The following is a 24,271-nucleotide window of genomic DNA, read 5'->3' on the forward strand; positions in this document are numbered from 1 at the left end:
CCAATGCAGATCCCTTCAAAGGCGCGTGCCGTAATTATTGGTGGCGGTGTTATTGGCTGCTCGATTGCCTATCATCTCGGAAAATTGGGGTGGAAGGATGTTGTGCTTCTTGAACGCAAACAGCTGACCTGCGGCACCACATGGCATGCGGCAGGATTGATCGCACAGCTTCGCGCAACGCAGAACATGACGCGGCTTGCCAAATATTCACAAGAACTTTACTTCGGCCTTGAGGCAGAAACCGGCGTAGCCACTGGCTTTAAACGCAATGGTTCTATCACGGTGGCACTAACCGATGAGCGTATGGAAGAACTGCGCCGGTCGGCGGCGATGGCGCGTGCCTTTGGGGTTGAGATTGACGAAATTACCCCAAGCGATATTGCCGGTCGCTATCCGGGGCTGGCAACAGCGGATGTTGTTGGCGGCGTATGGTTGCCAAAGGACGGGCAGGCAGATCCGGTAAATATTACTCAAGCATTGGCAAAGGGCGCGCGCAATTTTGGCGCGTCAATCCTGCAAGGTGTCAAGGTCACGGCAATTCAGCAGGCCAATGGCCGCGTGACAGGTGTTGAAACTGATCATGGGCCGATTGAGGCTGACTATGTGGTGAATGCTGGTGGTATGTGGGGTCGTGAAATTGGCGCGATGGCAGATGTTGCCGTGCCGCTTCATGCGTGTGAACATTTCTATATTGTGACCGAAGCCATGCCCGATCTCGAGGCCAATCTGCCGGTATTGCGCGTTCCGGATGAATGCGCTTATTACAAAGAAGATGCCGGTAAAATTCTGCTTGGCGCGTTTGAGCCAAATTCAAAACCATGGGGCATGAACGGCATTCCCGAAGATTTTGAATTTGATTCACTGCCTGAAGATTTTGATCATTTCGAGCCTATTCTTGAACGTGCTGTCGAACGCTTTCCGCTATTGGCATCGGCAGGTATTCAAACATTTTTCAATGGGCCTGAAAGCTTTACCCCTGACGATCGCTATATTCTTGGTGAGGCGCCAGAGCTTGATAATTTTTATGTCGCTGCCGGATTCAACTCAATCGGCATTCAATCGGCAGGCGGCGCGGGGATGGTTCTTGCTGATTGGATGGACCGGGGGCGACAGCCAATTGATCTTTGGGATGTTGATATCCGGCGGATGCAGCCGTTTCAGGCCAATCGCAGCTATTTGCAGACACGCGTATCAGAAACGCTTGGCCTGCTTTATGCCGATCATTTCCCCTATCGCCAATTTGCGTCGGCGCGTGGCGTTCGGCGGTCACCAATTCATAGCTATCTTGACGCTGAAGGCGCGTGTTTTGGCGAGGTTGCTGGATGGGAACGCGCCAATTGGTTTTTGCCAAAATCCGAAAAAGAAAAAGGCAAAAAAGCCGAATATGAATATAGCTGGCGTCGCCAGAACTGGTTTGACTATAGCGCGGCTGAACATATGGCTGTCCGGCAAAAGGTGGGGATGTTTGACATGTCCAGCTTTGGCAAGATTAAATTGATTGGCCGCGATGCCGAGGCGGTGCTGCAAATCATTGCGGCAAATGATGTTGCGGTTCCGGTTGGAAAAATCGTCTATACGCAATTCTTAAATGACGATGGCCATATTGAAGCTGATGTGACCGTAACGCGCCTTGGCCCTGAAGAATTTTTGATTGTGACACCGGCGGCGACAATCAGGCGTGACCTTCATTGGATCAATGGTCATATCCCTGATCAGGCTCATGCCATTGCCATTGATGTTACCGTGTCGGAATCGGTTTTGGTGGTCATGGGGCCAGAGGCGCGATCTTTCCTACAGCCGATGATCCCGCAAAGCCTTGGCAATGATGATTTCCCCTTTGGCACGATGCAGCAGATTGAAATTGGCCATGCCGTCGCCCGCGCGCACCGCGTTACCTATGTTGGCGAGCTCGGATGGGAGCTGTATGTATCTGCCGATATGTCAGCGCATGTTTTCGAGGCCATTGCCGAACGCCGCAATGATCATCCGATTGCTATGTGTGGACTTCATGCGCTTGATAGTTGTCGTATTGAAAAAGGCTTTCGCCATTTTGGCCATGATATTTCGAGTGAAGATCATGTTCTTGAAGCGGGTCTTGGATTTGCCGTTAAAGAAAATAAGGCGCAAAGCAAATTTGGCGGCATGATTGGCGCTGATGCAGTTATGGCCAAACGCAATGACGGCCTTTCACAAAGATTGATGCAATTCCGCCTGACCGACCCTGATCCTCTGCTTTATCACAATGAAGCTATTTACCGCGATGGCGCGGTGATCGGCTATCTGACAAGCGGCAATTATGGTCATTATCTTGGCGGTGCAATCGGGCTTGGCTATGTCAAATGCAACAGCATTGGCGAAACTGCCGAGTCACAATTAAATGCCCATTATCAGATCGATGTTGCCGGTAAATTGGTCGATGCCGAAGTGAGTTTGCGTCCCCTGTATGACCCAAAGGCCCTGCAGGTAAAATTATAAGTCAGGTAAAATTATAAGTCAGATAAAACTATAAATAGGGCCCCTTTTAAGGAGATCATGCTGATGATCCAGAATAGATTGATCCCATATTCGACGCGGCGCAGCGGCGGCCGTGAAGCAAGACGTAACCTTCGGGCAGCACCATTAGCCGAAGATTTGCGGCCAATACGCGCTGGGCTTGAAGGGGGGAATTTCAAACCTCTGGATGCGGCTGCTGTTCAGGCGGTTGATGCAACTGTTTATCAGATTTTGGAAGAAATCGGCCTTAGCCAAGCGCCAGATTCGGGCGTGAAATATATGACTGATGCTGGCGCCATTCTTGGCGAAGATGGCCGTCTTCGGTTCCCGCGGGGGTTGGTCGAAGATACGCTTGCTAAATGCGCCCGCCATATCACGCTTCATGGTCAAAACCCGAAACATGATTTGCTGTTATCAGGATCGCGTGTTCATTATGGCACAGCGGGTGCAGCGGTTCATGTTGTTGATGTGGCCAAGAATGAATATCGTGAATCCTATCTTGCCGATATTTATGATGCGGCGCGGATTGTCGAACAGATGGATAATATTCATTTCTTTCAGCGTCCGATGGTAGCACGCGATATCCCAGATCCGGCCGATCTGGATTTCAATACGGTCTATGCGGCGATCAAGGGAACAACAAAACATGTTGGCGTCAGCTTTACCGAAGCTGAATTTATGAAGCCGGTTTTTGAAATGCTGCACAGCGTTGCTGGCGGCGAAGATAAATGGCGGGCGCGTCCATTTGTATCGAACAGCAATTGTTTTGTCGTGCCACCACTTCGGTTTGCTACTGAATCCTGTCTGGTGATGGAAGAAGCGGTGCATAACGGCATGCCGGTTTTATTGCTTTCCGCAGGGCAAGCAGGGGCAACAGCGCCAGCCAGCATTGCCGGTGCGGTGGCGCAGGCACTGTCTGAGGTGATTGCCGGATTGATCTATGTCAATGCGATGAAACCGGGCCATCCCTGTATTTGCGGAACATGGCCATTTGTTTCAGATTTGCGAACTGGCGCAATGTCGGGCGGATCGGGTGAGCAAGGGTTATTGACCGCTGCCTGTGCGCAAATGCTGCAATATTATGATTTGCCTGGAGGTGCCGCCGCCGGTATGGCCGATGCCAAAATGCCGGATGCGCAATCAGGCTATGAAAAAGGTAGTACACTTGTCATGGCAGGTCTGTCAGGGCTGAACATGGTCTATGAGGCCGCTGGGATGCATGCGTCATTGCTTGGCTTCTGTCTTGATAGTCTGATTATCGATAATGACATGTTGGGGCAATGTTTACGCTGTGTTCGCGGAATTGAGGTAAATGAAGAAACCTTGGCCGTTCAGGTGATGAAGGATATTTGCATGGGTGGGCCTGGCCATTATCTTGGCCATGACCAGACCATCAACCTGATGCAAACCGAATATGTCTATCCGGCGATTGCTGACCGCTCTAGCCCAAAGGAATGGGAAGAGCTTGGCAAACCAAATCTGCTTGAGGTGGCGCGGCAACGCAAAGAAGATATTCTGGCCAATTCACATCCAAGCCATATTTCCGATGCGCTTGATGCCGAATTGCGGGCACGTTTCAAAATTTTGCTCTAGCCGGTTCTGGTCTGCTCTATACGGTTTGGCATCACAGGTCTAGTTGCGAACCGGTGCGCCATCATCCAGCATGGCACTGATGCGGGCGTGGGTTTCGGGCGTCTTTGCCAGCCGGATAAAGGCGGCTCTTTCGCGGGCGAATAACCCATCTTCATCAATCGGGCTATCCTCATCGGGGCTTTGCACCATAATTGTGGCAATCTGCATGGCAACGGTTTTGTCATGCGGCATGAAATCGCCCCGATCAACGCCATCTTGCATAAAGCCTGCCATTTTCTCGGCAAGTGCTGCCGGTGCCAATTCGGCCTTTGGCGGTTTTGGTGGCGTGTAAGAGGCGGCCATTTCGGTAACAAGCTGGATTGCCCGCGGCAATAGCCGGTCTCGGTTCATCACGGTTTCATCATGGTCTTGCCGAAAATATTGCATGCGTGACGCAAGCTCGGGCGAAGATCCGGTGGCGGCATATCCAAGATTCATCCATGCTTTCCAAGCGGCCTGTTCCCAATCGCCAAGATGGGCATGCCAGCGTAAATAGCTTTCCTTGACCCCGCCACCACTTGGCACAACACCAACCGCCGCTTCGACAAGACCAAGAACCGAATTGGTATGCGCAACAAGCTTGTCACAATGCGCCAGCACCTCAAATCCGCCACCAGCGGCAAGACCGGACGGCGCGCCAACAACGGGAACTGGGGCATATTTCAAAGCGGCAACAGCCGTTTGGAACCGCAAAAGAAACCCGTCAATTTCATCCCATTGACCCGCCTCGGTCATGCGGCGAAACGCATTTAGGTCAACACCAGCCGAAAAATGCTGCGCGTCATTATGAATGATGATCCCTGCCCCATGATCATTGGCAGCGGCAGCAACAATTTCCATCGAGGCATCGGTTAAAGCATTGGCTTTTGAATGAAATTCAACAAGCCGCAAATCGCCATCAAGGGCAAAGAGGCTGGCAGCGTCATTTGTCAAAATCGGATGAAGGGTGCGCCGCGTCATATGAAAGCGCATCACCCCCTCGGGTAAATTGACCGGCTGGCGGGCGCCATCGGCATGGCGAATCATCAAGCTGCCTGCCTGAACGCTGTAACTGGGCGCGCCATCTTCCAGAAATGCCGGCACCGTCAAACCACATTCGTCAAGAAGCGCGGCAAAACGCTGCTGGCCAATGGCGTCAATCATTTCAAACGGGCCGCGTTGCCAGTTAAAGCCAAGTTTCATCGCATCGTCAATATCCTGCGGTGTTGTTGTCACTGATGGCACAAGGCTTGCCGCATAATGCAAAATCCGGCCAAGGACACGGCGGCAGAATCTGGCCTGATCATCATGCCCATCAAGCAGCATGAACAAAGGTTCATCTTGACGGGCAGCGGCTTCGGCAGCGGCAATTGCTGCGGCGGGAAGCTTTGTTTTGGCGGGGTTTAAGGGAGGCATATCATTGCCCTCGTAACCGGCAAATTGCCGTGCCATGCGTTTGGTGCCATCCAAACAGTAAAAACCGCCTTTGCCCTTATCACCGGTAAAGCCAGCGGCAATCATCGCAGCAATGGCTGGATTGGCAGCGCCAACCGCATGAAACGCATCATCGGCAGGCAAGATATTGCCAAGCGAGACAACAACATCAGCCATAAGATCAATGCCGATCAGATCATAAAGACCAAAGACACCTGTTTTTGGGATGCCCATAGGCCGCCCGAATAACGCATCAGCATCTTCGATGGCAAGATTGCATTTCAAGGTTTCGTCAATGCCAACCTGAAGCGCAAATACCCCAACACGATTACCAAGAAAGCCCGGCGTATCGGCGCAGCGAACAACCCCCTTGCCAAGAACACGGTCATTGAAATCGGCAAGACGGTCAATAACATCACTGGTTGTTTCACTGCCGCGAACAAGTTCGAGAAGCCGCATATAGCGAACCGGATTGAAATAATGGGTGATGGCGAAACGCTGCCGAAACACGCTTGGCATATCCTCGACAAGAAGCTTGATCGGAATGGTTGATGTGTTCGAGCTGACAACACAGTCAGCGCCGATCACCGCATCAAGACGGCGATAGAGCGCTTTTTTGATATCTAGCCGTTCAACAACGGCCTCAATGATCCAGTCGCAATCGGCCAGCTTGTTAAAATCATCATCAATGACGCCAGTGGTAATACGCGCAACATTCTTTTTTGACATTAATTGCGGTGGATCCGATGCCAAAAGCCGGTCAATGGCGTTTTCGGCCGGTGTCTTTTCACCCGCTGATTTGGCACCAAGATCAAGCAGTAAAACATTATGACCAGCATTAGCAATCTGCGCGGCGATGCCGCTTCCCATTGTGCCAGCGCCAATCACGGCAATATTACGAAAATTTGCAGCGCTCATTTGATCATCCTTTAAAATAGTGGCCTGTTGTCAGGTTCTTGTTATCTAGCTGGCCAGAAAGCCGCGAAGCGCGTCATTGACTTCGGCGGGGCGTTCGGCTGGCAACATATGGCCTGCGCCATCCATGGTGACACGTTCACTATTGACCAGACTATCAGCCATTGCATTGCCAAATTTTACCGGCGTCATCCGGTCAGATGCGGCCAAAATACACAAAGTGGGGTGGGTGATTTTTGCCGCTGCCGCCTTGCCACCACTGTAATTATTGCAAGCTGTCAAATCATGGCGAAGCGCATCGGCATGATTGCTGGCCATCAACCGGTTTCCATAGCCAAGAAACGAATGGCCGGGCTGTGTATTGTCATGCATATGCGCCATTGGCCCATGTCCCCAGCTTGTCATCACGCTGATGGCCTTGCTAAGAGCCTTGTCTGACATTGTCAAAAGCTGATCATTTACCGGAATGGCCAAAGCACCAGCAATCAAGCCAAGGCGCGAGACACGTTCTGGATAGCGTGCGGCTGCATCAATGGCGACTAGACAGCCTTGGGAGTGGCCAACAAGACAGGCCGTTTTCACATCCAGACTATCAAGAAGGGCGATCACCCAATCAGCCATATCTTCGATCGATTCCAGTGGCGTGCCGCCAGACAGGCCGTGACCCGGGAAATCAGGCGCCAGAACCTGATAGCCGCGATAGGCAAAATACCGGCTTTGCAGAACCCATGTCAGATGGTTCTGGCCGCTGCCATGAAGCAGAACAAGTGCCTCGCCATCATTGACAAAGGATCGCCCGCCAGTGGCGATATGGATTTGTGTGTCAAATAGCTGATGCTTCATCGTGACTGCCCCTAATCGACCGTGCGGTTAGTCTTTGGTCTTGGCAAATTTGGCGGCTGCCCGAAATCCGGTTTCGAAATCAGCTTTGATATCGTCGAAATCTTCCAGCCCAACCGATAGGCGAATCATATCATCGGACAGGCCGCCTTCGATCATCGCTTCGGCGGAAATATGCGAGTGGGTTGTGCTTGCTGGATGGATCACCAGCGTTTTGGCATCACCAACATTAGCAAGATGCGATGCCAATTCAACCGATTCAATAAAGCTGCGTCCCGCATCGCGCCCACCCTTCAGGCCGAATACAATGATCGAGCCTGCGCCGCGTGGCATCATGCGTTTTGCCAATTCATGCCCCGGATGATCGGCAAGATTGGGATGACGTACCCAAGCGACCGCGTCATGGCCGCTTAAAAATTCCAGCATCTTGGCAGTATTATCCATGTGACGCTGCATTCGTAACGGCAGGGTTTCCATGCCTTGCAGAATATGAAAGGCATTTGTTGGCGAGAGTGACGGACCAAAATTATACATGCCTTCAGCGCGGAATTTTGCGGTAAAGGCAGCAGGGCCAAATTCTTCGTAGAAATTAATGCCATCCATCGCGTAATGCGGGCCTGCAATGGTGGGAAATTTGTCATTCTGCCCCCAATCGAAATTACCGCCATCAACCACTGCCCCGCCAATCGCAACACCATGACCGCCAATCCATTTGGTCAATGAATGAATGATCAGATTGGCACCAAGCTCGAAAGGCTTTAACAGCCAAGGGGTGTTAAATGTACAATCAAGCATCAATGGAATACCGGCCTTGGCGGCAATTTTCCCAACGGCTTCGACATCCATGATATCCAGACCCGGATTGCCAATCACCTCACCAAAAATCAATTTGGTATTGGGCTGGATGGCCTTTTCGATGCCAGCAAGATCTGACGGGTCAACAAAGCTTGTGGTGATGCCAAAGCGCGTAAGGGTGTTTTCTAGCAGGTTAATATTGGCACCATACATGCGCGATGATGAAACGATATGGTCGCCTTGTGAACATAGCACCAAAAGCGCGGTTGAAAGCGCCGCCATGCCCGATGCGGTTGCCGTTGCCGCAACCCCGCCTTCAAGCGCGGCAACACGCTGTTCAAGCACGGCAACAGTTGGATTAGAGATGCGCGTATATAGATGGCCGCCAAGTTCTTGGTTATAAAGCGCGGCTGCATGTTCGGTATTTTGAAACACATAGGATGTTGTCTGATGAATTGGCACTGCGCGCGAACCATGGCGTTCGTCAGGCACATGACCCGCATGTAGGCTCAACGTGTCAAATTTATAGTCACCGCTCATCTCAAGCCGCCTTTTTTGATGTTTTGATAAATTCTTTCTGCCCGCTTCGGCAAGCCAAGTCAATGAGGCCAAATCAATGAGGCCAAGTCAATGAGGCCAAGTCAATAAGGCCAAGTCAATAAGGCCAAGTCGATTAAGGCATCATTTATGGATCATTTCGGCGGCTAAAGCATGCCGAAACCATCGATCGCAAAAGCTGGAGGGCGCAAAGGCTGTTTTTGATGATTAGCCAAGGTGAAAATAATCAACCCCATCTTTGGTCTGAATTTGCATTTCATCGCGGGCAACAAGATGGTTTAGATGCGCGCGGGCCTCGCAGCTGGCAAAGAATAATTCATGGTCGGTCAGATCAAAAGCAAAAAGTGCGCGCATCGCACCTGCCGTTGTGATGGGCCCGTTGGCCGCAGCGCCGCGTAAAAGATCAAGCCGCGTATTGTGATGTTTAATCAATTCAGCCGCCCGCACGCCGCCGCCAAAATAGGGCCAGTCATGCCCTGGAATGATTAACCAGTCATCAGTCAGATGGCGCATCTGATCGAGATAGCTGTAATAATGCCCAAGCATATCAATCTCGATAGACCGAAGGCTGACCGAAATATTCGGCGAGATGCGGGGCAATAGAAAATCAACACAGATATGAAGCTTGCGGTCATGATCGGACAGGCTCATATGGCCTGGTGAATGGCCGGTATCAAAACGCGGTGTCCAGATGCCTGATTTGCTGTGAAAACGGTGATCGGTATCAATGATTGTGACATCGGGAAGATCGCCCGATAATTTGCGGAAATAATTGCCCTGTGACCGGATGCGATCGACAATGTCGCCATCTAGCCCGAAACGGGCATATGTGTCGCCCATGATCGTGCCAAATGCGGCATCGGATTGGGCAAGGCTCCAGCTTGCCTGCGCATGTTCAACCGCGCCCATATAGATCGGCACACCAGTGATCGCCGCCAGCGCCCCAGCATAGCCAACATGGTCAGCATGATAATGCGATACGATAATGCCAATTACCGGCTGGTCAGCCAAGGCCCCTGCCAGCATCACCTGCCACTGATCGGCAATGGCCTGACTTTGAATGCCGCAATCAAGAAGCAGCCAACCATCTTTTGTATCAAAGGCATAGAGATTGATATGGTTTAACCGAAAGGGAAGGGTAAAGCGCATCCAGTAAAGATCATCAGCAAGCGCAACCATTTCACCGGCCTTCGGCGGGTCGATGGCAAGAGGGGGCATTGACGGGTTTGGCATGTTTGGCATGGGCGTTACTCTTGTGCGGCCAGAATGGCGCAAAAATGATGAAACAAGGGTTGGATGATTATTGGATCGGGATCAAAAACAGACCTTTAAATTATAGCGTATTTTATCGGGGTGATGAATGGCCTTTGCGCCGGTTTGAAATTAGCTGCCAGCAAAATCATGCTGACGCCAAGCTTCATAAATCACAATCGAAACGGCATTGGCAAGATTTAGCGACCGGTTATTTGCCACCATTGGCAAACGTAATTTATGATCTGGCGCGATGCGGGCATGAATATCGGCTGGCAACCCCGAGGTTTCCGAGCCAAATAGAAACGCATCGCCCGGGGCAAAGGCGCGGTCATATATGGTGCCTTCGCCCTTTGTGGTAATCGCAAAAAGCCTTGGCTGGTCAAGCCAGTCCACACAGGCCGCCAGATTGTCATGAATATGAACATCGCTAAGCGCGTGATAATCCAGCCCCGCACGCCGGCATGATTTTTCGTCAAGCGTAAAGCCAAGCGGTTTGACCAGATGCAGACGATTGCCGCTATTTGCCGACAGCCGGATAATATTGCCGGTGTTGGGCGGGATTTGCGGCGCAAATAAAATGATCTCAAACATCAATGATAATGGGTGATCCGGGTCAATACGATCACCATTCAACTAAAAATAGCCAGCCATAGGAGATAATCACAGCTGGCACGGCGGAATAAAGGGTTGCCACCACCGCTACTTTGGGCGCGATCGCAATGGCCGGAAATAGCGCGTCACCATCATTACTAAGTGCGTTTCCGATCTGCGCCGATAGCGGCAGAATACCAGCAAGATACATTGTCGTGACCAAAACCTGCGGCCCGCATCCGGGTAAAAAGCCAATCAAAATGGCGATCATCGGGGTGAAAAGCGTAAAGCCACTAAAGACTTGTTTTAGGTCAATCGCAAAGAAATAAACCGATAAATCAAACACCAGATAGGCGCCAATCACCCAGACCGTCACAAAATTAGTATCGGCAACGGTGCGCCGGAGGATTGTTCCGCTTGCCGAAAAGGCGGTATCGCCACGAATACCAAATCGTGGTGCCAACCGCATGGTAACGGCTAAAACACCGCCAAGTACGCCAAGAAGGCTTGCAGGCTTATCGAGATAATCGCTTGCAAACAACGCATCAACATCAACCTGAAAGGCAACAAGAGCGGCAAGAACCAGCCCGGGAAGCATGATAATTAACCAGATCCGGTCTAGCCATGGTGTGCTGGCATCCTCGTTCATATGGTCGACGTCATGCCCATCGCCAAGCGACCCGCGCAAAAAATCACGGCCATGAATATAATTGACGGTCCAGCCGCTGAATGTGCCAACAACAAACCCAAGCACAACCATCGCAAGACCGACAAGCGGCTGTTGTGCAATCAAAAGAAATGCGGCGTCGCCCATTGTCGCGGTCAATACCGCAACAACACTGCCAAAACTAAGCCGGCCCGATACATATTGCGTCACCACAATAATGGCGCCGCCACAACCGGGAAGCGCGCCAAGTGCGGCGGCAACAGGCACTTGCCAGACCGTCGCCTTACGCAGCGCCGCAGCGGCATCAATGTTCAAAACCCGTTCAATGCCGTAGAAAATAAAAAATGTACCAGCAACAAAGGTGCTGACCTGAATGTAGGCATCGGCAATCGCCTTGAACAGAATGTCATTAAATTCAGATTCGATATGCGTCATCACATAGCCAGCCAATAGAACCGGAAATAGAATCAAAAGACTATGAAATGCGGTCGCAGGGTCGCGTGGCCCGCCTGTTGCGGGCTGTGAGTTTGCCACTGGTGACAAGTTCTGTTTCATAACATAAACTTAGCAAGTTCTAACTTTAATTACAACGCCTAATATTACGATTAATGCTAACTTGCCCGATATGTGAATTTGGTGCGATGCTAATAATCTGATATCATTATATCCGGCATCGCTAAATCTGATATTTTGGGGGCTCCGGCATGGCATATGGCCGAGAAGATCAATTGCTATTTACCGCCCCAATTCTGTTATTTGGTGCAGCCCCAATCGCCGGATCACTTCTATCTTGTCTTGACCGCTGTCAAACTTGGCCGGTTGTGGCGGCAGATGGCGGGCTTGGTACGGCTTTGTCATGCGGGCTTCGTCCACAAGCGGTGATTGGCGATATGGATTCGGCAAATGATCTTGATCAGCTTGCCGATGATATTCGCCAGATAAAACGATCCGGACAAGATGATACTGATTTTGAAAAATCGCTTGATTTGATTGCGGCGCCTCTAATCATTGGCATTGGTTTTCTCGATGGCCGGTTTGATCATTCCTTGGCGGCACTTGATGCGCTGGCGCGATTGCCGCATGATCGGCCAGTTTTATTGGTTGGTGGTGATGATGTTTTATTGCGTTTGCGCGGTGATTTCGAAATTACCTTGCCGCTGGCAAGCCGGTTTTCGGTCTGGCCACTTGGCACACAGCATTTTTTGCGCTCACACGGGCTGGAATGGCCGTTGGATGACGTCACGATGGCGTTTGGTAAACGAACCGGCACCTCAAATCGTGTGAATGGCGCGCCGGTTTCGATTGGGGCTGGCGTTGGTGATGGCTATGTGGTGATGGCACCTTTAACCGCATTTGATGCGATGCTTGATGCCGTGGTGGCAATGGCAGATTTGCCAGCCTAAATTTGCGACCGAGACGAATGACCAATAAACAAACAGCCTTTGTCTGATCTGGACGATGGTCAAAACAGCCCTGTTTGAAATCGGATGTGTCGTTATTGCTTTGTGTGACGCCCCGCCCTATAGTTTGGCCTGATATATTTTATCGGCAGGAGACGATTAATGCAAAAATCCGTGTCATCCACTGCGGCAGTGATGCGCCATCATGTGCTAACAGATGCTATTCTTTTTGGCCCCTTTGCAGGAAAGGCGATATCCGAGCCTGTTGCAAAGGCTTTTCTGATTGTGGTTGGCAGCCTGCTTTTGGCCGTGTCGGCACAAATCAAAATTCCGTTTTATCCCGTGCCGGTAACAGGCCAAACATTGGTTGTTCTGTTGATTGGCATGACCTACGGCCCGCGCCTTGGCGGGGCAACAATTGCGGCTTATTTGCTTCAAGGGGCGATGGGATTGCCGGTTTTTGCTGGTGCTACTGTTGGTATGGCGGCATTGGTCGGGCCAACGGGTGGTTATCTTGCCGGCTTTTTAGTCGCGGCGGTTGTTATGGGCTTTTTGGCCGAACGCGGCATGGGCCGCTCGGTCATCAGCACGGTGATTGCGATGGTGATTGGTAACGCCGTGATCTATGCGATGGGCGTATCATGGCTAACAAGCTTTATCGGCATGGAAAAAGCGCTGATGCTTGGTATGGCGAAATTTTTATATGGTGATGCGTTAAAGCTGGTGATTGCCGCCTGTTTGATGCCAGTGGCATGGCGGTTGGTGAAATCGGCGCAGAGATAGCCTGAATTTTCTGCCGGCCTCCGTGGTCAGCTTTTTGTCTGATTAATCGCTGACCATTCGCTGAATCCAATATGACGCTCCGGCATTTGCCGGAGCGTTTTTTATGGTCCCGGCTTAAATGCGCGTTAGATATTGATTGTCATTTGCCGGTCGGTCAAACGGCATTGGCGCATTGCCAAGCGTTTCAAATTCTTCCAGCACATCAGCAATATCAAGAACTTCGGCTTCACCGGATGCTTCGATGATTTCAAGAAGGTGTTCTTCGGGCGACTCGCCCTCATGATGCAAAATTGTGACGGCGATGACGGCAGCAATGCTGCTTGTCACGACATTTTCTTCATTGGTGACAGGCTTTACGAAAGGAATGACGCGGCAATCTTGCTGTGAGTCATGATCGGTCATGCGCATGACAATACTCCATAAACGAAGAGACGTTGTGGGGATGAATGAAGGTCAAGTTATGGTTTGGGCGTTGACCACGCCAAAAATCAACAAATTGATATAACCATGCTCGTTCCATACGACATGTAGTGTGTCTTGATTTTTCTTTTGGGGAAAGTGAAAAATGCAAAAAACCGCAAATAATCAGGTGTATTATTTAATTGATTGTTTTTTCTGGTGTTGTTGCTCTTATTTGTGTTTATTTCCTTTACTGGGTCTTTGCGCTGATGTCAGATACCTGCCCAGGTTAGCCTCCAGATAAGCTTAATGAATATGTACTGCGGACTATAATCAAGTTGTAACGGTCAAAAAATTTAATGGTTTGAGTTGCAGAATTTTCATTATAATAAACCGTAGCAAAATTAATGAATCGATATTTTTCGGCTTTGTAAATAAGCGCCTCATTTTGAGCCAACATAGCAATCGTGTCTTGAGGAAAGTCTGTTATTGCGTATGCTTAAGACATGCTTCTTGTCAGCGTAGCTTGCGCAAGTTCATTATGAATATTTTTAGTAACTGTAATTAATCAATAAAATATCTATTTATCTATCGCGGCCTGGAGCTTTTGCTGTTGTGAGAAAAGTTTATCAAATATTTGTTTTGGTGTTTTCCGTTGGTACTGTGTCTTCATGTGTGGCTGACTCGAAATACCAGCCAAAAATGAGTTCAGACGCAAGAAATCTTCAATGGGAAGAAAAGAATGGGTCCGCTGCTTTGCCTCTGGCTGCGGCCATAGATTTTTGTAGTAAAGAAGCAACTGACGAGTCAGCAAAAATAGCTGCGGTTCTGTCTGTAGACAAAACATACACGGCAGGGTCACCCACGCAAGTAGTTGAAACAACTTCCATGGACACAGTCAAAGCCAGTGAAATGGCCAAGTGCATGTTCGGCCTTGGCTATAAAGAAAATGGACGTTGAGATTTAACGAGAGTAACAGAACTTAGTTAAACAGGTCTTGATGCTGCTCCAGTGTCTGGGAAGTGTAAACCAGCCGCGCAATGTGGGGTGACTGATTCAATGTGACGCTATCAAAGTCTACTGTATGGTCAGTCACATATACGCTCTCGAAAACCTTCTAATCATTTTGCTTGTTAAGCTCTAGCCGGTTTAATTGGGGGGCATGGGTGCGCTTATTACGAGCGGTTGATGATATCCCTAAAGTCCTTGAGAACAATCTGTTCTTCCACTTGACCGACTCAACGAGTGTGAAGAATGATCAGCTTCAAGCGAAAAAAGGAGCGGTCTCTATTGAGAGCATTTCCTTGGATCGGGTCTTTTTTCAGCGGAAAGGCTTAAAAAACTCACTACTGAGAACCTGTCCAATGCCAGCGGCGTATTGAATTCGTTTGATGTTGCTATGCCAAATCTCTTGACAACGCTTTAACTGCCCACTCTGCGAACAATGATTTTGCCAGCAGGCTTATTATTGACATTTCGCACAGCAAGGCTCGACTTACTGAAGAGTATTGTTTCTACCCCAAATGTGTCTACCACGCTGACGCGAATGCGTATTTGTTTGCCGACTAATCCCTGTGTCAACGGCAATGACTTAGGGGTGATGACTGGAACGGCTTCCCAATTTCGACCATCACTAGACGCCTCCCAAGTTAGATTTGTGCTCGCTATTCCATCTAAATCAGCTATCGATGAAGTGTTTGCAGAGAGAGTGGTGCCTTCTAATGGCTCTCCAACGATAATGGCTTCTCCATCTACCGGATCGTCTACGTTAATAACAACCTCTGACGGGCTGGTGACTAAAACTTCTCGTGTACCACGGCTGTCAACGTACGATACTACCGCACGGAATGCATATCCAACATCCTTCTGGGTGAGTTGAAGTACTCCGCCTTCCGTGGATGGGTATAATAGCCAATTGTTTGCTGTTTTTGATTGCTGCCAAATAATTTCATAACTCCCAATGCCGTCTTCATCTGAAATGAGACTTGCATCGACAACGAGAGTGCTCTTTTCGCGCGCTTCGCCAGAGAGCCTTGGCGAGCCTGTAGGTTTATCGTTTATGTTTTTCACTGGTGTAGAAGGTGGACTAATCAGAGTTTCTAATTTTCCTTGCCCATCAACATAAGAAATGACCACCCGAAGATACTGATCTACGTGGGCCTCTCGAGGCGTGAATGACTGCTGAACGGCACCGGATAAATTCAGCCAATTTTTGCCGTCACGTGATATCTGCCACTGAATTTGTGAGGTGCCCATTCCATCACTGTCTGCAATATCGGATACATCGACTATCAATGGATCATCTTCGATCGCAACAAAAGCTGCTCCAGAGGCGTCCTGATCTTTGGTGCTTTGACCCGACGTAGTTGACGTCTGATTCTGGCTTGTGGTGGTTTGGGTACTTGAAGTTGGCACCGAGTTGGCGGGTGCAGATGCATCCGTGCTCTCTGGAAGGCCGCCAGCTATCACAGACTGAGAAAAAAACAGCGCTACCGTGACGCCAAAAGCATAAGGTAAAGAGCGTAACATAGTATCAAATCCTTAAGTCTATCAAGGCGACCATAACTTCAGCGACAGCTTTTATACTGTGGATGACAACGCGTTGCAACCCAAATACAGAAACGACTGCTCATCCATATTGTTTAGACTACTCTAAGCTGATAGAAGAAAATAACACAAAAAGCAATGACCTAGTAGTTTTCAGCACTTGTTTATTTCTCAAGACATGACCTTTGGGGCTGTTACCACTCTTTTTGCGATCATTCTGTTATGCTGCGTAGTTCCTTGGTCAGTTTTTGTGATGATCCAGCTCATCGAGAACTTTCCGCGCGGCGCGCATACATTCCAGCGCTTGCGGTACGCCGCAATAAATGCCAACAACATGGATGATCGCGCGCAATTCTTCGCGGGTGACGCCGTTCTTGATTGCGCCACGGCAATGCAATTCCCATTCGGTCATCTTGCCAAGCGCGCCAATCATGCTTAGATTCATCATTGACCGTGTTTTGACGTCAATCGCCTCATCGCCCCAACCAAAACCCCAGCACCAAGCGGTCATGGCTTCTTGAAAGGGGCGTGAAAAATCATCAGCACCATCAAGCGATTTCTGGACATATTCGGCACCAAGGGTTGCTTTGCGTTTTTCAAGGCCAGTTTCAAATAGATCTTTATCCATGGTTTTCCCATTCCGTTATCGAGTTTGGCGGCGCGAATCGGCCGTTTTTGCTGTGTGGGTCATTTTTGTCAGACCTGACAATCAATTAAGATTTTTGTCTATAAAGATTGCGGACAGTCGGCCAGCCAGTCAATAGGGTTTTTCCATGGCAAAGCCGGTCATCTGATCAGATCACAACCCCTGGTTTCTTTCTAGATTTGTAGCATTTAAATTAGTAAATTGGAGAAAACCTGAAGTCGGGCTATCATTAATTGCAAATTGGCGAGCATGGCTTTCATTCAAGAAATTGGCTGCTCTGCAATCGACCCAGGGTGATGTGGGAAGTGACTAAAGGGATAGGGTAAAGATGATTGAGGTGACCCCGGCAATAACGTCAAACCAAGCCAAAACCGGATCTGATGTAGGAACATCTAAAGGTAAAGTTGAATTACTGGCCGCCGCGGCAAATTTTTTTGCCGACCGTCTGTTAACCCGCAAACAGCAAAAAAGCCTCAGCTTTTTCATTGAATTCACCGCCAAGCCGGTGCGCGGGCCAATCAGCATTGATATGTTTGCCGGTAAATCAGGCCTGTTTGGGTTTCGCCCACCCCGCCTGTTCGAGATGACGGTGTCATCGGCTCCCGGCATGCGGGCGGCATTGGATGCGGTTGCTGTTGACATGGTTCACATTGCGCAGGTTATGAGCCAGCGATTGGAAATATTTGCCAAAAAACGGAAAATTGACGGGCAACTTGAAACAGCGTTAAAGGCGCGATGGCTTGGCAGACGCGCCATCTTTATTGATGCTTTGCCCCATGCCGAACGGGCATGGGTGATTGAGGCTGACGCTACATCAAAACAACTGGTGGGTGAATTTCTGGCTTGGTCATCCAGTCGTATCCGATCGGTACCACGCCAACGCCCAAAAGGCGATAAAATCGGGCTTTACCGCGTTCGGCCAACAAAAATTGCGATGCCCGCACCAAACCAGATATGGAATGACAAAGAAGAACAAACAGTAATGGTGCCGACGGTATCTGGCGCCGAATTACTTGGTGTAGTGCCAAGCCAGACCAAAGTCGCTCCGCAGGATCTCAGCCCGGATATCGTTCCGGCCGATTTTGCACCGGTTGGCGCCGCTTACGCAAGCGGCTGCCAGCCGCTAGGTGATCCGGCAGATGATTCGGCGGGGTTGGGTGTTAATGCCCCAGCCCAAACCGATGCACAGCAAATGGTTCCAGCTCTGGCCGCGCAGAAAATTGCCGCGGCTACGCCCATTGACCCGCCGCAAATGGCCGAATTTGCCATTTATGTCGAGGTGCCGTCACTTGGCACAACGCGGCGGCTGAATAGTGGCGCATTTCATGGCAAGCTGAATGATCTTTATGAACGTGGCTTGATTGCCCGCGAGTCCGCTCGCGCGGCGATGCGCCTTGCCGATGATCGTCGCCGTCAGCCTCGCTAGATCGCCTAATGCTCCTAGGTTAATTATTTGATGACGTTTGCGCTGCAAATGGATATGGTGCCAGCAACGAATTTTGGCTTTGTCGCGGCAAGCGCACCAACCGCTGATAACGGTTATTGGAAAACAGGTTTAAACAAATGAATATCTACAAAAGCGTCAAGGATGAAGTTCTGGTGCCAATCCATCCTGCTGGCTGGCCGTTTATTTTCCTGTTTATCCTTGTTTCGGCAATCATCACCTATTTTTGGGCAGGATTCCTGCTTCCGGGCAGCCTGTTATCGCTATGGTGTATTTATTTTTTCCGCAATCCAAAGCGCACAACGCCGGTGACCGATCATCTTGTCATTGCACCTGCTGATGGGCGGGTGTTATCAACTGGCATTGTGCCGGTGCCGGATGATCTTGATCTGCCAAAGGGCGAATGGCGGCGCATTTCGATTTTCATGAATGTGTTTGATGTTCATGTGAACCGCGCGCCGGTTGCCGGTAAAGTGATTGCCACATCCTATCACGAGGGTGCGTTTTTGAACGCCAGTCTGGATAAGGCGTCGGAACAGAATGAACGCCAGAATATGGTACTCGAAATGGCATCGGGTCAGCCTGTTGGTGTTGTCCAGATTGCAGGGCTTGTTGCCCGCCGAATCTTGCTTGAAGCGGCGGTTGGCGATTATCTGAATATTGGTCAGCAATATGGTATTATCCGATTTGGCAGCCGTGTTGATGTATGGTTGCCAGCAACAACGCCGGTTTATGTTTTGGCAGGGCAAACAACAATTGCTGGTGAAACAATCCTTGCCGATCTGTCGGGTAAGACAGCCGAAATTACTGATGGGGTTTGCCGGTGATGAGCGAGCGTCCGCAAAAGAAAAAGCGTTTCAGGTCAGTTTCGATCTATTGGCTTTTGCCCAATATTTTGACCGTTGCCGGATTTGCCTCAGGCCTAACCGCTTTACGATTTGCGATGGATGGACGCTGGGCTGGGGTGATTATTTTGATCAGTGTTGCTGCAGTTTTTGATGCGCTTGATGGGCGCACGGCGCGCCGGTTTCAAACTTCAAGCGCCTTTGGTGCCGCGCTTGACAGCTTGTCTGATCTGGTTGTGTTTGGCGTTGTTCCGGCGTTATGCCTCTACATCTGGGCCTTGCAGGATGCTGGCACGATGGCATGGTGGGCAACATTGTTCTATGCGGTTTCAATTGCGCTTCGACTGGCGCGTTTTGACTCTGAACTGCCTGACCCGCCTGATTATGCCAAGGGCTATTTTACTGGCATTCCCGCACCTGCATCAGGCTTTCTTGTGTTATTGCCGATCGTCATTGATCTGCAATTCAATCTTGAAATTGCGCGTGATCCAAATTGGGTATCCGCTTGGTTAGTTTTGGTTGGTGCTGGCGCGGTTAGCGCGTTGCCAACCTTTGCTGGCAAGCGGTTGAAATTGCCCGTCGAGTCGGTGCTTCCAATTTTGGCGGTAATTGGCCTTCTTGGCGCTGCTGTCGTGACCGAACCTTGGTTTACTTATATGGCGGTAGTGGTGATTTACACGCTTAGCCTGCCTTTGTCGACATTGCAGTTCTTGCGTGAGCGGCGGCAATATGAAGGTAGCGAAACCAACTAGCGGCTGGCTTGGCGATCTTCTTGTGCGGCAATGCGTTCACGATGAAACAGATAGATGCCGCATCCAACAATAATGCAAACGCCAAGAATTGTGCTTTTGGCGGGCAGATCGCCAAACACCAGATAGCCTAAAATCACCGACGAAATAATCTCGGTATATTGAAAAGGTGCCAGCACACTTGCTGGTGCGTTATTGGCCGCCCAGACGATAAAGATATGGCCAATGGTGGCGACAATCCCCATATAGATAATCCATTCAAATTGTTGTGCATTTGGCATGATGAAGCCAGTGCCAGCAAGATCAAACATCTGGCCAATCAGCATGGTAGCACCAAGTGCGATTGTCGCTGTAATGCCAACAATGAACTGCATTTGAAACGGGTGCGCTTTGCCAGCAAGGCGGCGGGTGATCGTAACATAGCCTGCCATAGCCAGTGCTGTTGCCAGCGGAAACAGGGCTGGCGCACCAAAAATCACGATGCTTGGCTGCAAAATCACCACCACCCCGAAAAGCCCGATGATGATTGCGATAATCCGCCTTTGTCGGATTTGCTCGCCCAGAAAAAGTGCTGATAGCGCGGTCAGGATCAATGGCTGGACAAAATAAATCGAAATGGCCTCGGCCATCGGCAAATGCTGAAGCGCGGCAAAGAAACAAACGGTGGCAATTGCCAACAGGATGCCGCGGGCAAATTGCATCATCAAAGTGCCAGCTGGGACATGCCATTGACGCGCCCAAATGACCAAGGGTGCCATCAGCAAAATCTGCATGACAAACCGCATGAAGGTGACTTCGACAGGGTCTAATGCCTGGCCAAGAAGCTTGGCAAAAACATCAAGGATTGGAATAAACAGCATGGCCGCACAAAGCTGCAAAATGCCCTTTGTCGCACTTGCGCTATCATTGCCTAGGCGATTGGATGCTGGTGGTATCATGGGCAAAACAGTTCCCGCAAACGTGATCAACGTCAATTGAATTCGGTTGGGGCAAAGCGCAATGGTGAAAATCACGCTTGGGGCTGGATTGCTTTATCTATCCGGCTTATAGTTAAGCCATCTTGTAACCAACTCAATAGATGGGTGATGCCATGACAAGCGGGCTTATTGAAAAATGCCTCAATAATGGCATTCGCATGACGAGCCAGCGGCAGATTATTTTAGAGGTCATTGAAGGGTCAGAAGATCACCCCGATGTTGATCAGCTACATCGGCGCTCGGTTGAGCAGGATCGCACAATTTCAATTGCCACCGTCTATCGAACGGTAAAATTGCTGGAAGAGGCAGGGGTTATTGACCGGCTGGAATTTGGTGATGGACGCGCCCGCTATGAAGAATCTGGCGAACATCATGAACATCTTGTCGATGTCGAAACCGGCGAGGTAATCGAATTCTACCATGCCGAGCTGGAAGCCTTGAAAGAACAGATTGCCCGTGAAATGGGCTATGAACTTGTTGATCACCGTCTTGAGTTGTTCGGCCGGAAGTTAAAGCCCTAGTTTTAAATGAAGATCTTGAACATGGGTCAATGCGCGGTTTTTGACCGATAGCACTGGCCTGTCATTTGCGGTGATGGCCGCTGATTGTGCTTCGTTGGAAATCGTATTATAGGGTGATATTGGCTTTGTTATTCATGCGCTATGCTGGTCGATGGCTTTATGGCTGGCGCCTATCTTGGACATCACTATCATGCAGGCAAAAAGCAATACCGGCAACGTGATCAGGCTTGCGGCGGCGCAGGCCCTATCAATGACAACGATGAATGTGAATATCATCAATACCGCGCTTGTCGGCAGTCTTTTATCGCCCTTGCCATGGCTGGCGACGCTGGGGCTGTCGCTTCAATTTGTTACGTCAATGCTAACCACCTTGCCAGCGTCATTGCTGATGGTGCGATTTGGCCGTCGGCCGGTCTTTATGAGCGGGGTGATGATCGCGGCTGGGTCTGCCTTTACCCAAGGCATTGCCATTCTCATTTCAAATTTCTGGCTGTTCTGTCTGGCGTCGATGTTTCTTGGTATTGCGCATGGCTGTGCCGGTTTTTATCGTTATGCCGCCGCTGATAGCGCCGAAGAGTCACAAAAACCAAAGGCCATTTCCTATGTACTGGCTGGTGGCTTGCTGGCAGCGTTCATGGGGCCGGAAATTGCGCGCAATACAGTTGATTTTGTGCCGGGGCATCTCTATGCGGGCTGTTTTTTCAGCGTTGCCGCGGTGCAGCTTGTCTCGCTTGGCTTTTTAAGTGGGGTGAAGATTCCAAAACCAGAGCTTACCGGTTCGGGTGGGCGGCCGATTGGTCGTTTTTTCAAAATGCCAATTTTTGTCGTTGGCGTGATCAGTGCTGCCATTGGATATGCGATGATGAGCTATATGATGACCGCCACGCCATTGCAGGTGGTTAATGTTGCCAAGCTTGGAACCTCGGCCAATGCGACCATTATTCAATGGCATGTTGTTGCCATGTTTGCGCCAGCCTTTTTTACCGGCAATCTGATTGCCCGATTTGGCGCGCCAGTCATTCTGACAAGTGGCGTGCTGATTTATCTGGCAGCCATTGCTAGCGCGCTTCTTGGTGATGGGTTCTGGTGGTATTTTGTGGCGCTAGCCTGTATGGGGCTTGGCTGGAATTTTCTTTATATTGGCGGCAGTTCGCTTGTGGCAAGCGCGGCCAAGCCTGAAGAACGCGGGCGGGTTCAAGGCATTGCTGATCTGGTCACCACAACATCGGTCACCACGGCGTCCTTGGCCGCTGGCGCGTTGCACAGCCAATTTGGCTGGGAAGTAATGGTTTTATCAGCCCTTGGGCCAGTAATGATTATCGCCATGGCGGTGGCTTGGCTTGGCATGGTTTGCCGTCCCAACCATGCCTAATTTTTATTTTGTTTTCATATTTTAGCACATTAGGTGCGATGTCGAGGCGGGCATGGTTTCGGCTATGTTGCGGTGCAGCAATTTAAAACAGCCTGTTTTATTATGCACATAATGGAAACAATTAATTTTCAAATTAGATTTTGTGAAGATACAAGCCAAAAAAAAGGTCGTGAGCAAGCTCACGACCGAGTTCAGGGAGGAAACGCACAAAATTTCATTTGGTGCGATGCAATATATGGGATTAATAATTATTTAAGTCAACCCCACTGACTAATTTAAATGTTAGAAAAATAGATAATGCTTTACAGCTTTGTGCAGATGCCCCTGAATTAGCGCCTTTTAGGCGTTGCCATGTAAATTTACCGTCGGCATTGGCGGCATTTTGGCAAATAGTGATGACGGATCGTCATGAATCTGCCGCATCATTTCAAGGCAATGTGCAGAGTCGCGTTTGGCAAGCCGCTTGCCAGCCTGATCAAGAACAAGCGCATGATGACAGTAATCGGGAACCAAAAGTGCAAATAGTGCCTGTAAAAGCCGGTGAAGATGGGTTGAAGCGGCAAGGTCATTGCCGCGGGTAACCAGCGTGACCCCATCAAGTGCGTCATCAATCACCACTGATAAATGATATGATACGGCAATATCGGCGCGGGCAATCACCACATCGCCAAATTGTGCCGGATCGGCAATTTGTCGGCCAGCCAGATGGTCAAACCAAGACAGGGTTTCGCCATCATCACCATTCTCGCTCCCATCATGCCCAAGCCCACAATTATTACTAAGGGCGATGTCAATGGCGGTATCCATCCGAAGTCGCCATGCTGCGCCTTGACCAGCGGCATGACGGCGCGCCTGTTCTTTTTGGCTTAATAATTGATCGGTATTGGCAATCACCAAAGCCGGGGCTGCGGCGGCTGAAGTATTTTTATCAATTTGTGATGCTGGGGGCGCATGTGGCGCTGATAACAGTTCGTTCAATTCTCGGCGGCTAAGATAGCAAGGATAGACAAGCCCCTTGTCCTGAAGCGTTTTCAGCGCCGCTTGATAGGCTGGCATCCGCTGTGATTGGCGGGGTGCATTGTTGCCTGATTGCGCGTCACTGGCACTGCCATACCAATTCAGCCCCAGCCAGTCCAAATCATTGAAAATCTGCGCGCAATAAATGTCGCGGCACCGCGTATGGTCGATATCGTCAATGCGAAGGATCATTTTGCCGCCCGATTGCAATGCCAGATCATGCGCCACCTTTGCCGCATAGGCATGGCCAAGATGTAAAAGCCCTGTCGGGCTTGGCGCAAATCGGGTAATCACGGGGCGATCCATGGCAGTGATCCTGCTGTTCTTCTTGATCCAGACCTATCGCTTTAAAACAATTTCGTCAATGAATATGGGGAGACAAAATTGGCGAAACGCGGCTTGATGACTTATCT

21 protein-coding genes are annotated in these 24,271 nt (G+C 50.0%); 10 read left to right on the plus strand and 11 right to left on the minus strand.

The window, feature by feature from the left end; translation table 11 throughout:
* Positions 1 to 3: 3 nt before the first annotated feature.
* Entirely contained in the window at positions 4 to 2,475 is a 2,472-nt protein-coding gene (locus ABXT40_RS02005; RefSeq protein ID WP_443646172.1) for a GcvT family protein, read from the plus strand.
* A gap of 63 nt (positions 2,476 to 2,538) precedes the next feature.
* Positions 2,539 to 4,086, plus strand: a complete 1,548-nt coding sequence (locus ABXT40_RS02010; protein WP_443646173.1) for a trimethylamine methyltransferase family protein — start codon at positions 2,539 to 2,541, stop codon at positions 4,084 to 4,086.
* A gap of 39 nt (positions 4,087 to 4,125) precedes the next feature.
* Here the strand turns inward: ABXT40_RS02010 and ABXT40_RS02015 are convergent, their stop codons facing one another.
* The 6 genes from ABXT40_RS02015 to ABXT40_RS02040 form a co-directional block, all read right to left on the minus strand.
* Positions 4,126 to 6,456 carry a 3-hydroxyacyl-CoA dehydrogenase NAD-binding domain-containing protein gene (locus ABXT40_RS02015; protein ID WP_443646174.1) on the minus strand — a complete coding sequence of 777 codons (2,331 nt, stop codon included), beginning with the start codon at positions 6,454 to 6,456 and terminating at the stop codon, positions 4,126 to 4,128.
* A gap of 45 nt (positions 6,457 to 6,501) precedes the next feature.
* Positions 6,502 to 7,296, minus strand: coding sequence for an alpha/beta fold hydrolase (locus tag ABXT40_RS02020; protein WP_443646175.1), 795 nt, complete (start codon positions 7,294 to 7,296; stop codon positions 6,502 to 6,504).
* Positions 7,297 to 7,323: 27 nt separating this feature from the next.
* Positions 7,324 to 8,628 (minus strand): O-acetylhomoserine aminocarboxypropyltransferase, encoded by a 1,305-nt coding sequence (locus tag ABXT40_RS02025; RefSeq protein ID WP_443646176.1) that lies wholly within the window; start codon positions 8,626 to 8,628, stop codon positions 7,324 to 7,326.
* Positions 8,629 to 8,853: 225 nt separating this feature from the next.
* Positions 8,854 to 9,888, minus strand: a complete 1,035-nt coding sequence (locus ABXT40_RS02030; RefSeq protein WP_443646177.1) for an MBL fold metallo-hydrolase — start codon at positions 9,886 to 9,888, stop codon at positions 8,854 to 8,856.
* 141 nt (positions 9,889 to 10,029) lie between these two features.
* Complete coding sequence (locus ABXT40_RS02035; RefSeq protein ID WP_443646947.1) at positions 10,030 to 10,491, minus strand: tRNA (cytidine(34)-2'-O)-methyltransferase; 462 nt, start codon at positions 10,489 to 10,491, stop codon at positions 10,030 to 10,032.
* 31 nt (positions 10,492 to 10,522) lie between these two features.
* Positions 10,523 to 11,713, minus strand: coding sequence for a putative manganese transporter (locus tag ABXT40_RS02040; protein WP_443646178.1), 1,191 nt, complete (start codon positions 11,711 to 11,713; stop codon positions 10,523 to 10,525).
* A gap of 149 nt (positions 11,714 to 11,862) precedes the next feature.
* Here ABXT40_RS02040 and ABXT40_RS02045 point away from each other — a divergent pair, with 149 nt between their 5' ends.
* Both ABXT40_RS02045 and ABXT40_RS02050 read left to right on the plus strand, forming a co-directional pair.
* On the plus strand, positions 11,863 to 12,561 hold the full coding sequence (locus ABXT40_RS02045) for a thiamine diphosphokinase (RefSeq protein ID WP_443646179.1): 699 nt from the start codon (positions 11,863 to 11,865) through the stop codon (positions 12,559 to 12,561).
* A gap of 159 nt (positions 12,562 to 12,720) precedes the next feature.
* Positions 12,721 to 13,341 (plus strand): biotin transporter BioY, encoded by a 621-nt coding sequence (locus ABXT40_RS02050; protein ID WP_443646180.1) that lies wholly within the window; start codon positions 12,721 to 12,723, stop codon positions 13,339 to 13,341.
* Positions 13,342 to 13,455: 114 nt separating this feature from the next.
* On the opposite strand, the gene ABXT40_RS02055 is transcribed toward ABXT40_RS02050, so the two are convergent.
* Positions 13,456 to 13,743, minus strand: coding sequence for a hypothetical protein (locus tag ABXT40_RS02055; RefSeq protein ID WP_443646181.1), 288 nt, complete (start codon positions 13,741 to 13,743; stop codon positions 13,456 to 13,458).
* Between the two features lie 612 nt (positions 13,744 to 14,355).
* Between ABXT40_RS02055 and ABXT40_RS02060 the strand changes: the two genes are divergently transcribed.
* The gene (locus tag ABXT40_RS02060) at positions 14,356 to 14,700 is read left to right on the plus strand and encodes a hypothetical protein (protein WP_443646182.1); all 345 of its coding nucleotides are present in this window, start codon (positions 14,356 to 14,358) and stop codon (positions 14,698 to 14,700) included.
* Positions 14,701 to 15,162: 462 nt separating this feature from the next.
* Here ABXT40_RS02060 and ABXT40_RS02065 read toward each other — a convergent pair whose 3' ends face one another.
* The gene (locus ABXT40_RS02065; RefSeq protein ID WP_443646183.1) at positions 15,163 to 16,269 is read right to left on the minus strand and encodes a hypothetical protein; all 1,107 of its coding nucleotides are present in this window, start codon (positions 16,267 to 16,269) and stop codon (positions 15,163 to 15,165) included.
* A gap of 259 nt (positions 16,270 to 16,528) precedes the next feature.
* On the minus strand, positions 16,529 to 16,915 hold the full coding sequence (locus ABXT40_RS02070) for a carboxymuconolactone decarboxylase family protein (protein ID WP_443646184.1): 387 nt from the start codon (positions 16,913 to 16,915) through the stop codon (positions 16,529 to 16,531).
* 346 nt (positions 16,916 to 17,261) lie between these two features.
* On the opposite strand from ABXT40_RS02070, the gene ABXT40_RS02075 reads away from it, so the two are divergent.
* From ABXT40_RS02075 to ABXT40_RS02085, 3 genes are all read left to right on the plus strand, one after another.
* Complete coding sequence (locus tag ABXT40_RS02075) at positions 17,262 to 18,359, plus strand: hypothetical protein (protein ID WP_443646185.1); 1,098 nt, start codon at positions 17,262 to 17,264, stop codon at positions 18,357 to 18,359.
* Between the two features lie 137 nt (positions 18,360 to 18,496).
* The gene (locus ABXT40_RS02080) at positions 18,497 to 19,204 is read left to right on the plus strand and encodes a phosphatidylserine decarboxylase (protein ID WP_443646186.1); all 708 of its coding nucleotides are present in this window, start codon (positions 18,497 to 18,499) and stop codon (positions 19,202 to 19,204) included.
* Positions 19,204 to 19,974, plus strand: coding sequence for a CDP-alcohol phosphatidyltransferase family protein (locus ABXT40_RS02085; RefSeq protein ID WP_443646187.1), 771 nt, complete (start codon positions 19,204 to 19,206; stop codon positions 19,972 to 19,974). Before ABXT40_RS02080 ends, ABXT40_RS02085 begins: the two co-directional genes overlap by 1 nt.
* On the opposite strand, the gene ABXT40_RS02090 is transcribed toward ABXT40_RS02085, so the two are convergent.
* Complete coding sequence (locus tag ABXT40_RS02090) at positions 19,971 to 20,909, minus strand: DMT family transporter (protein WP_443646188.1); 939 nt, start codon at positions 20,907 to 20,909, stop codon at positions 19,971 to 19,973. The two genes, ABXT40_RS02085 and ABXT40_RS02090, sit on opposite strands and share 4 nt — an antisense overlap.
* Before the next feature lie 152 nt (positions 20,910 to 21,061).
* On the opposite strand from ABXT40_RS02090, the gene ABXT40_RS02095 reads away from it, so the two are divergent.
* Positions 21,062 to 21,469, plus strand: a complete 408-nt coding sequence (locus ABXT40_RS02095) for a Fur family transcriptional regulator (protein ID WP_443646189.1) — start codon at positions 21,062 to 21,064, stop codon at positions 21,467 to 21,469.
* A 190-nt stretch (positions 21,470 to 21,659) separates the two neighbouring features.
* Positions 21,660 to 22,841, plus strand: a complete 1,182-nt coding sequence (locus ABXT40_RS02100) for an MFS transporter (RefSeq protein ID WP_443646190.1) — start codon at positions 21,660 to 21,662, stop codon at positions 22,839 to 22,841.
* 339 nt (positions 22,842 to 23,180) lie between these two features.
* Here the strand turns inward: ABXT40_RS02100 and gluQRS are convergent, their stop codons facing one another.
* Positions 23,181 to 24,164 carry a tRNA glutamyl-Q(34) synthetase GluQRS gene (gene gluQRS / locus ABXT40_RS02105; protein ID WP_443646191.1) on the minus strand — a complete coding sequence of 328 codons (984 nt, stop codon included), beginning with the start codon at positions 24,162 to 24,164 and terminating at the stop codon, positions 23,181 to 23,183.
* Positions 24,165 to 24,271: the final 107 nt, after the last annotated feature.

Origin of the sequence: Candidatus Ponderosibacter sp. Uisw_141_02 (genome assembly GCF_048087665.1) — a bacterium.
Lineage (GTDB): Bacteria > Pseudomonadota > Alphaproteobacteria > Puniceispirillales > Puniceispirillaceae > UBA3439.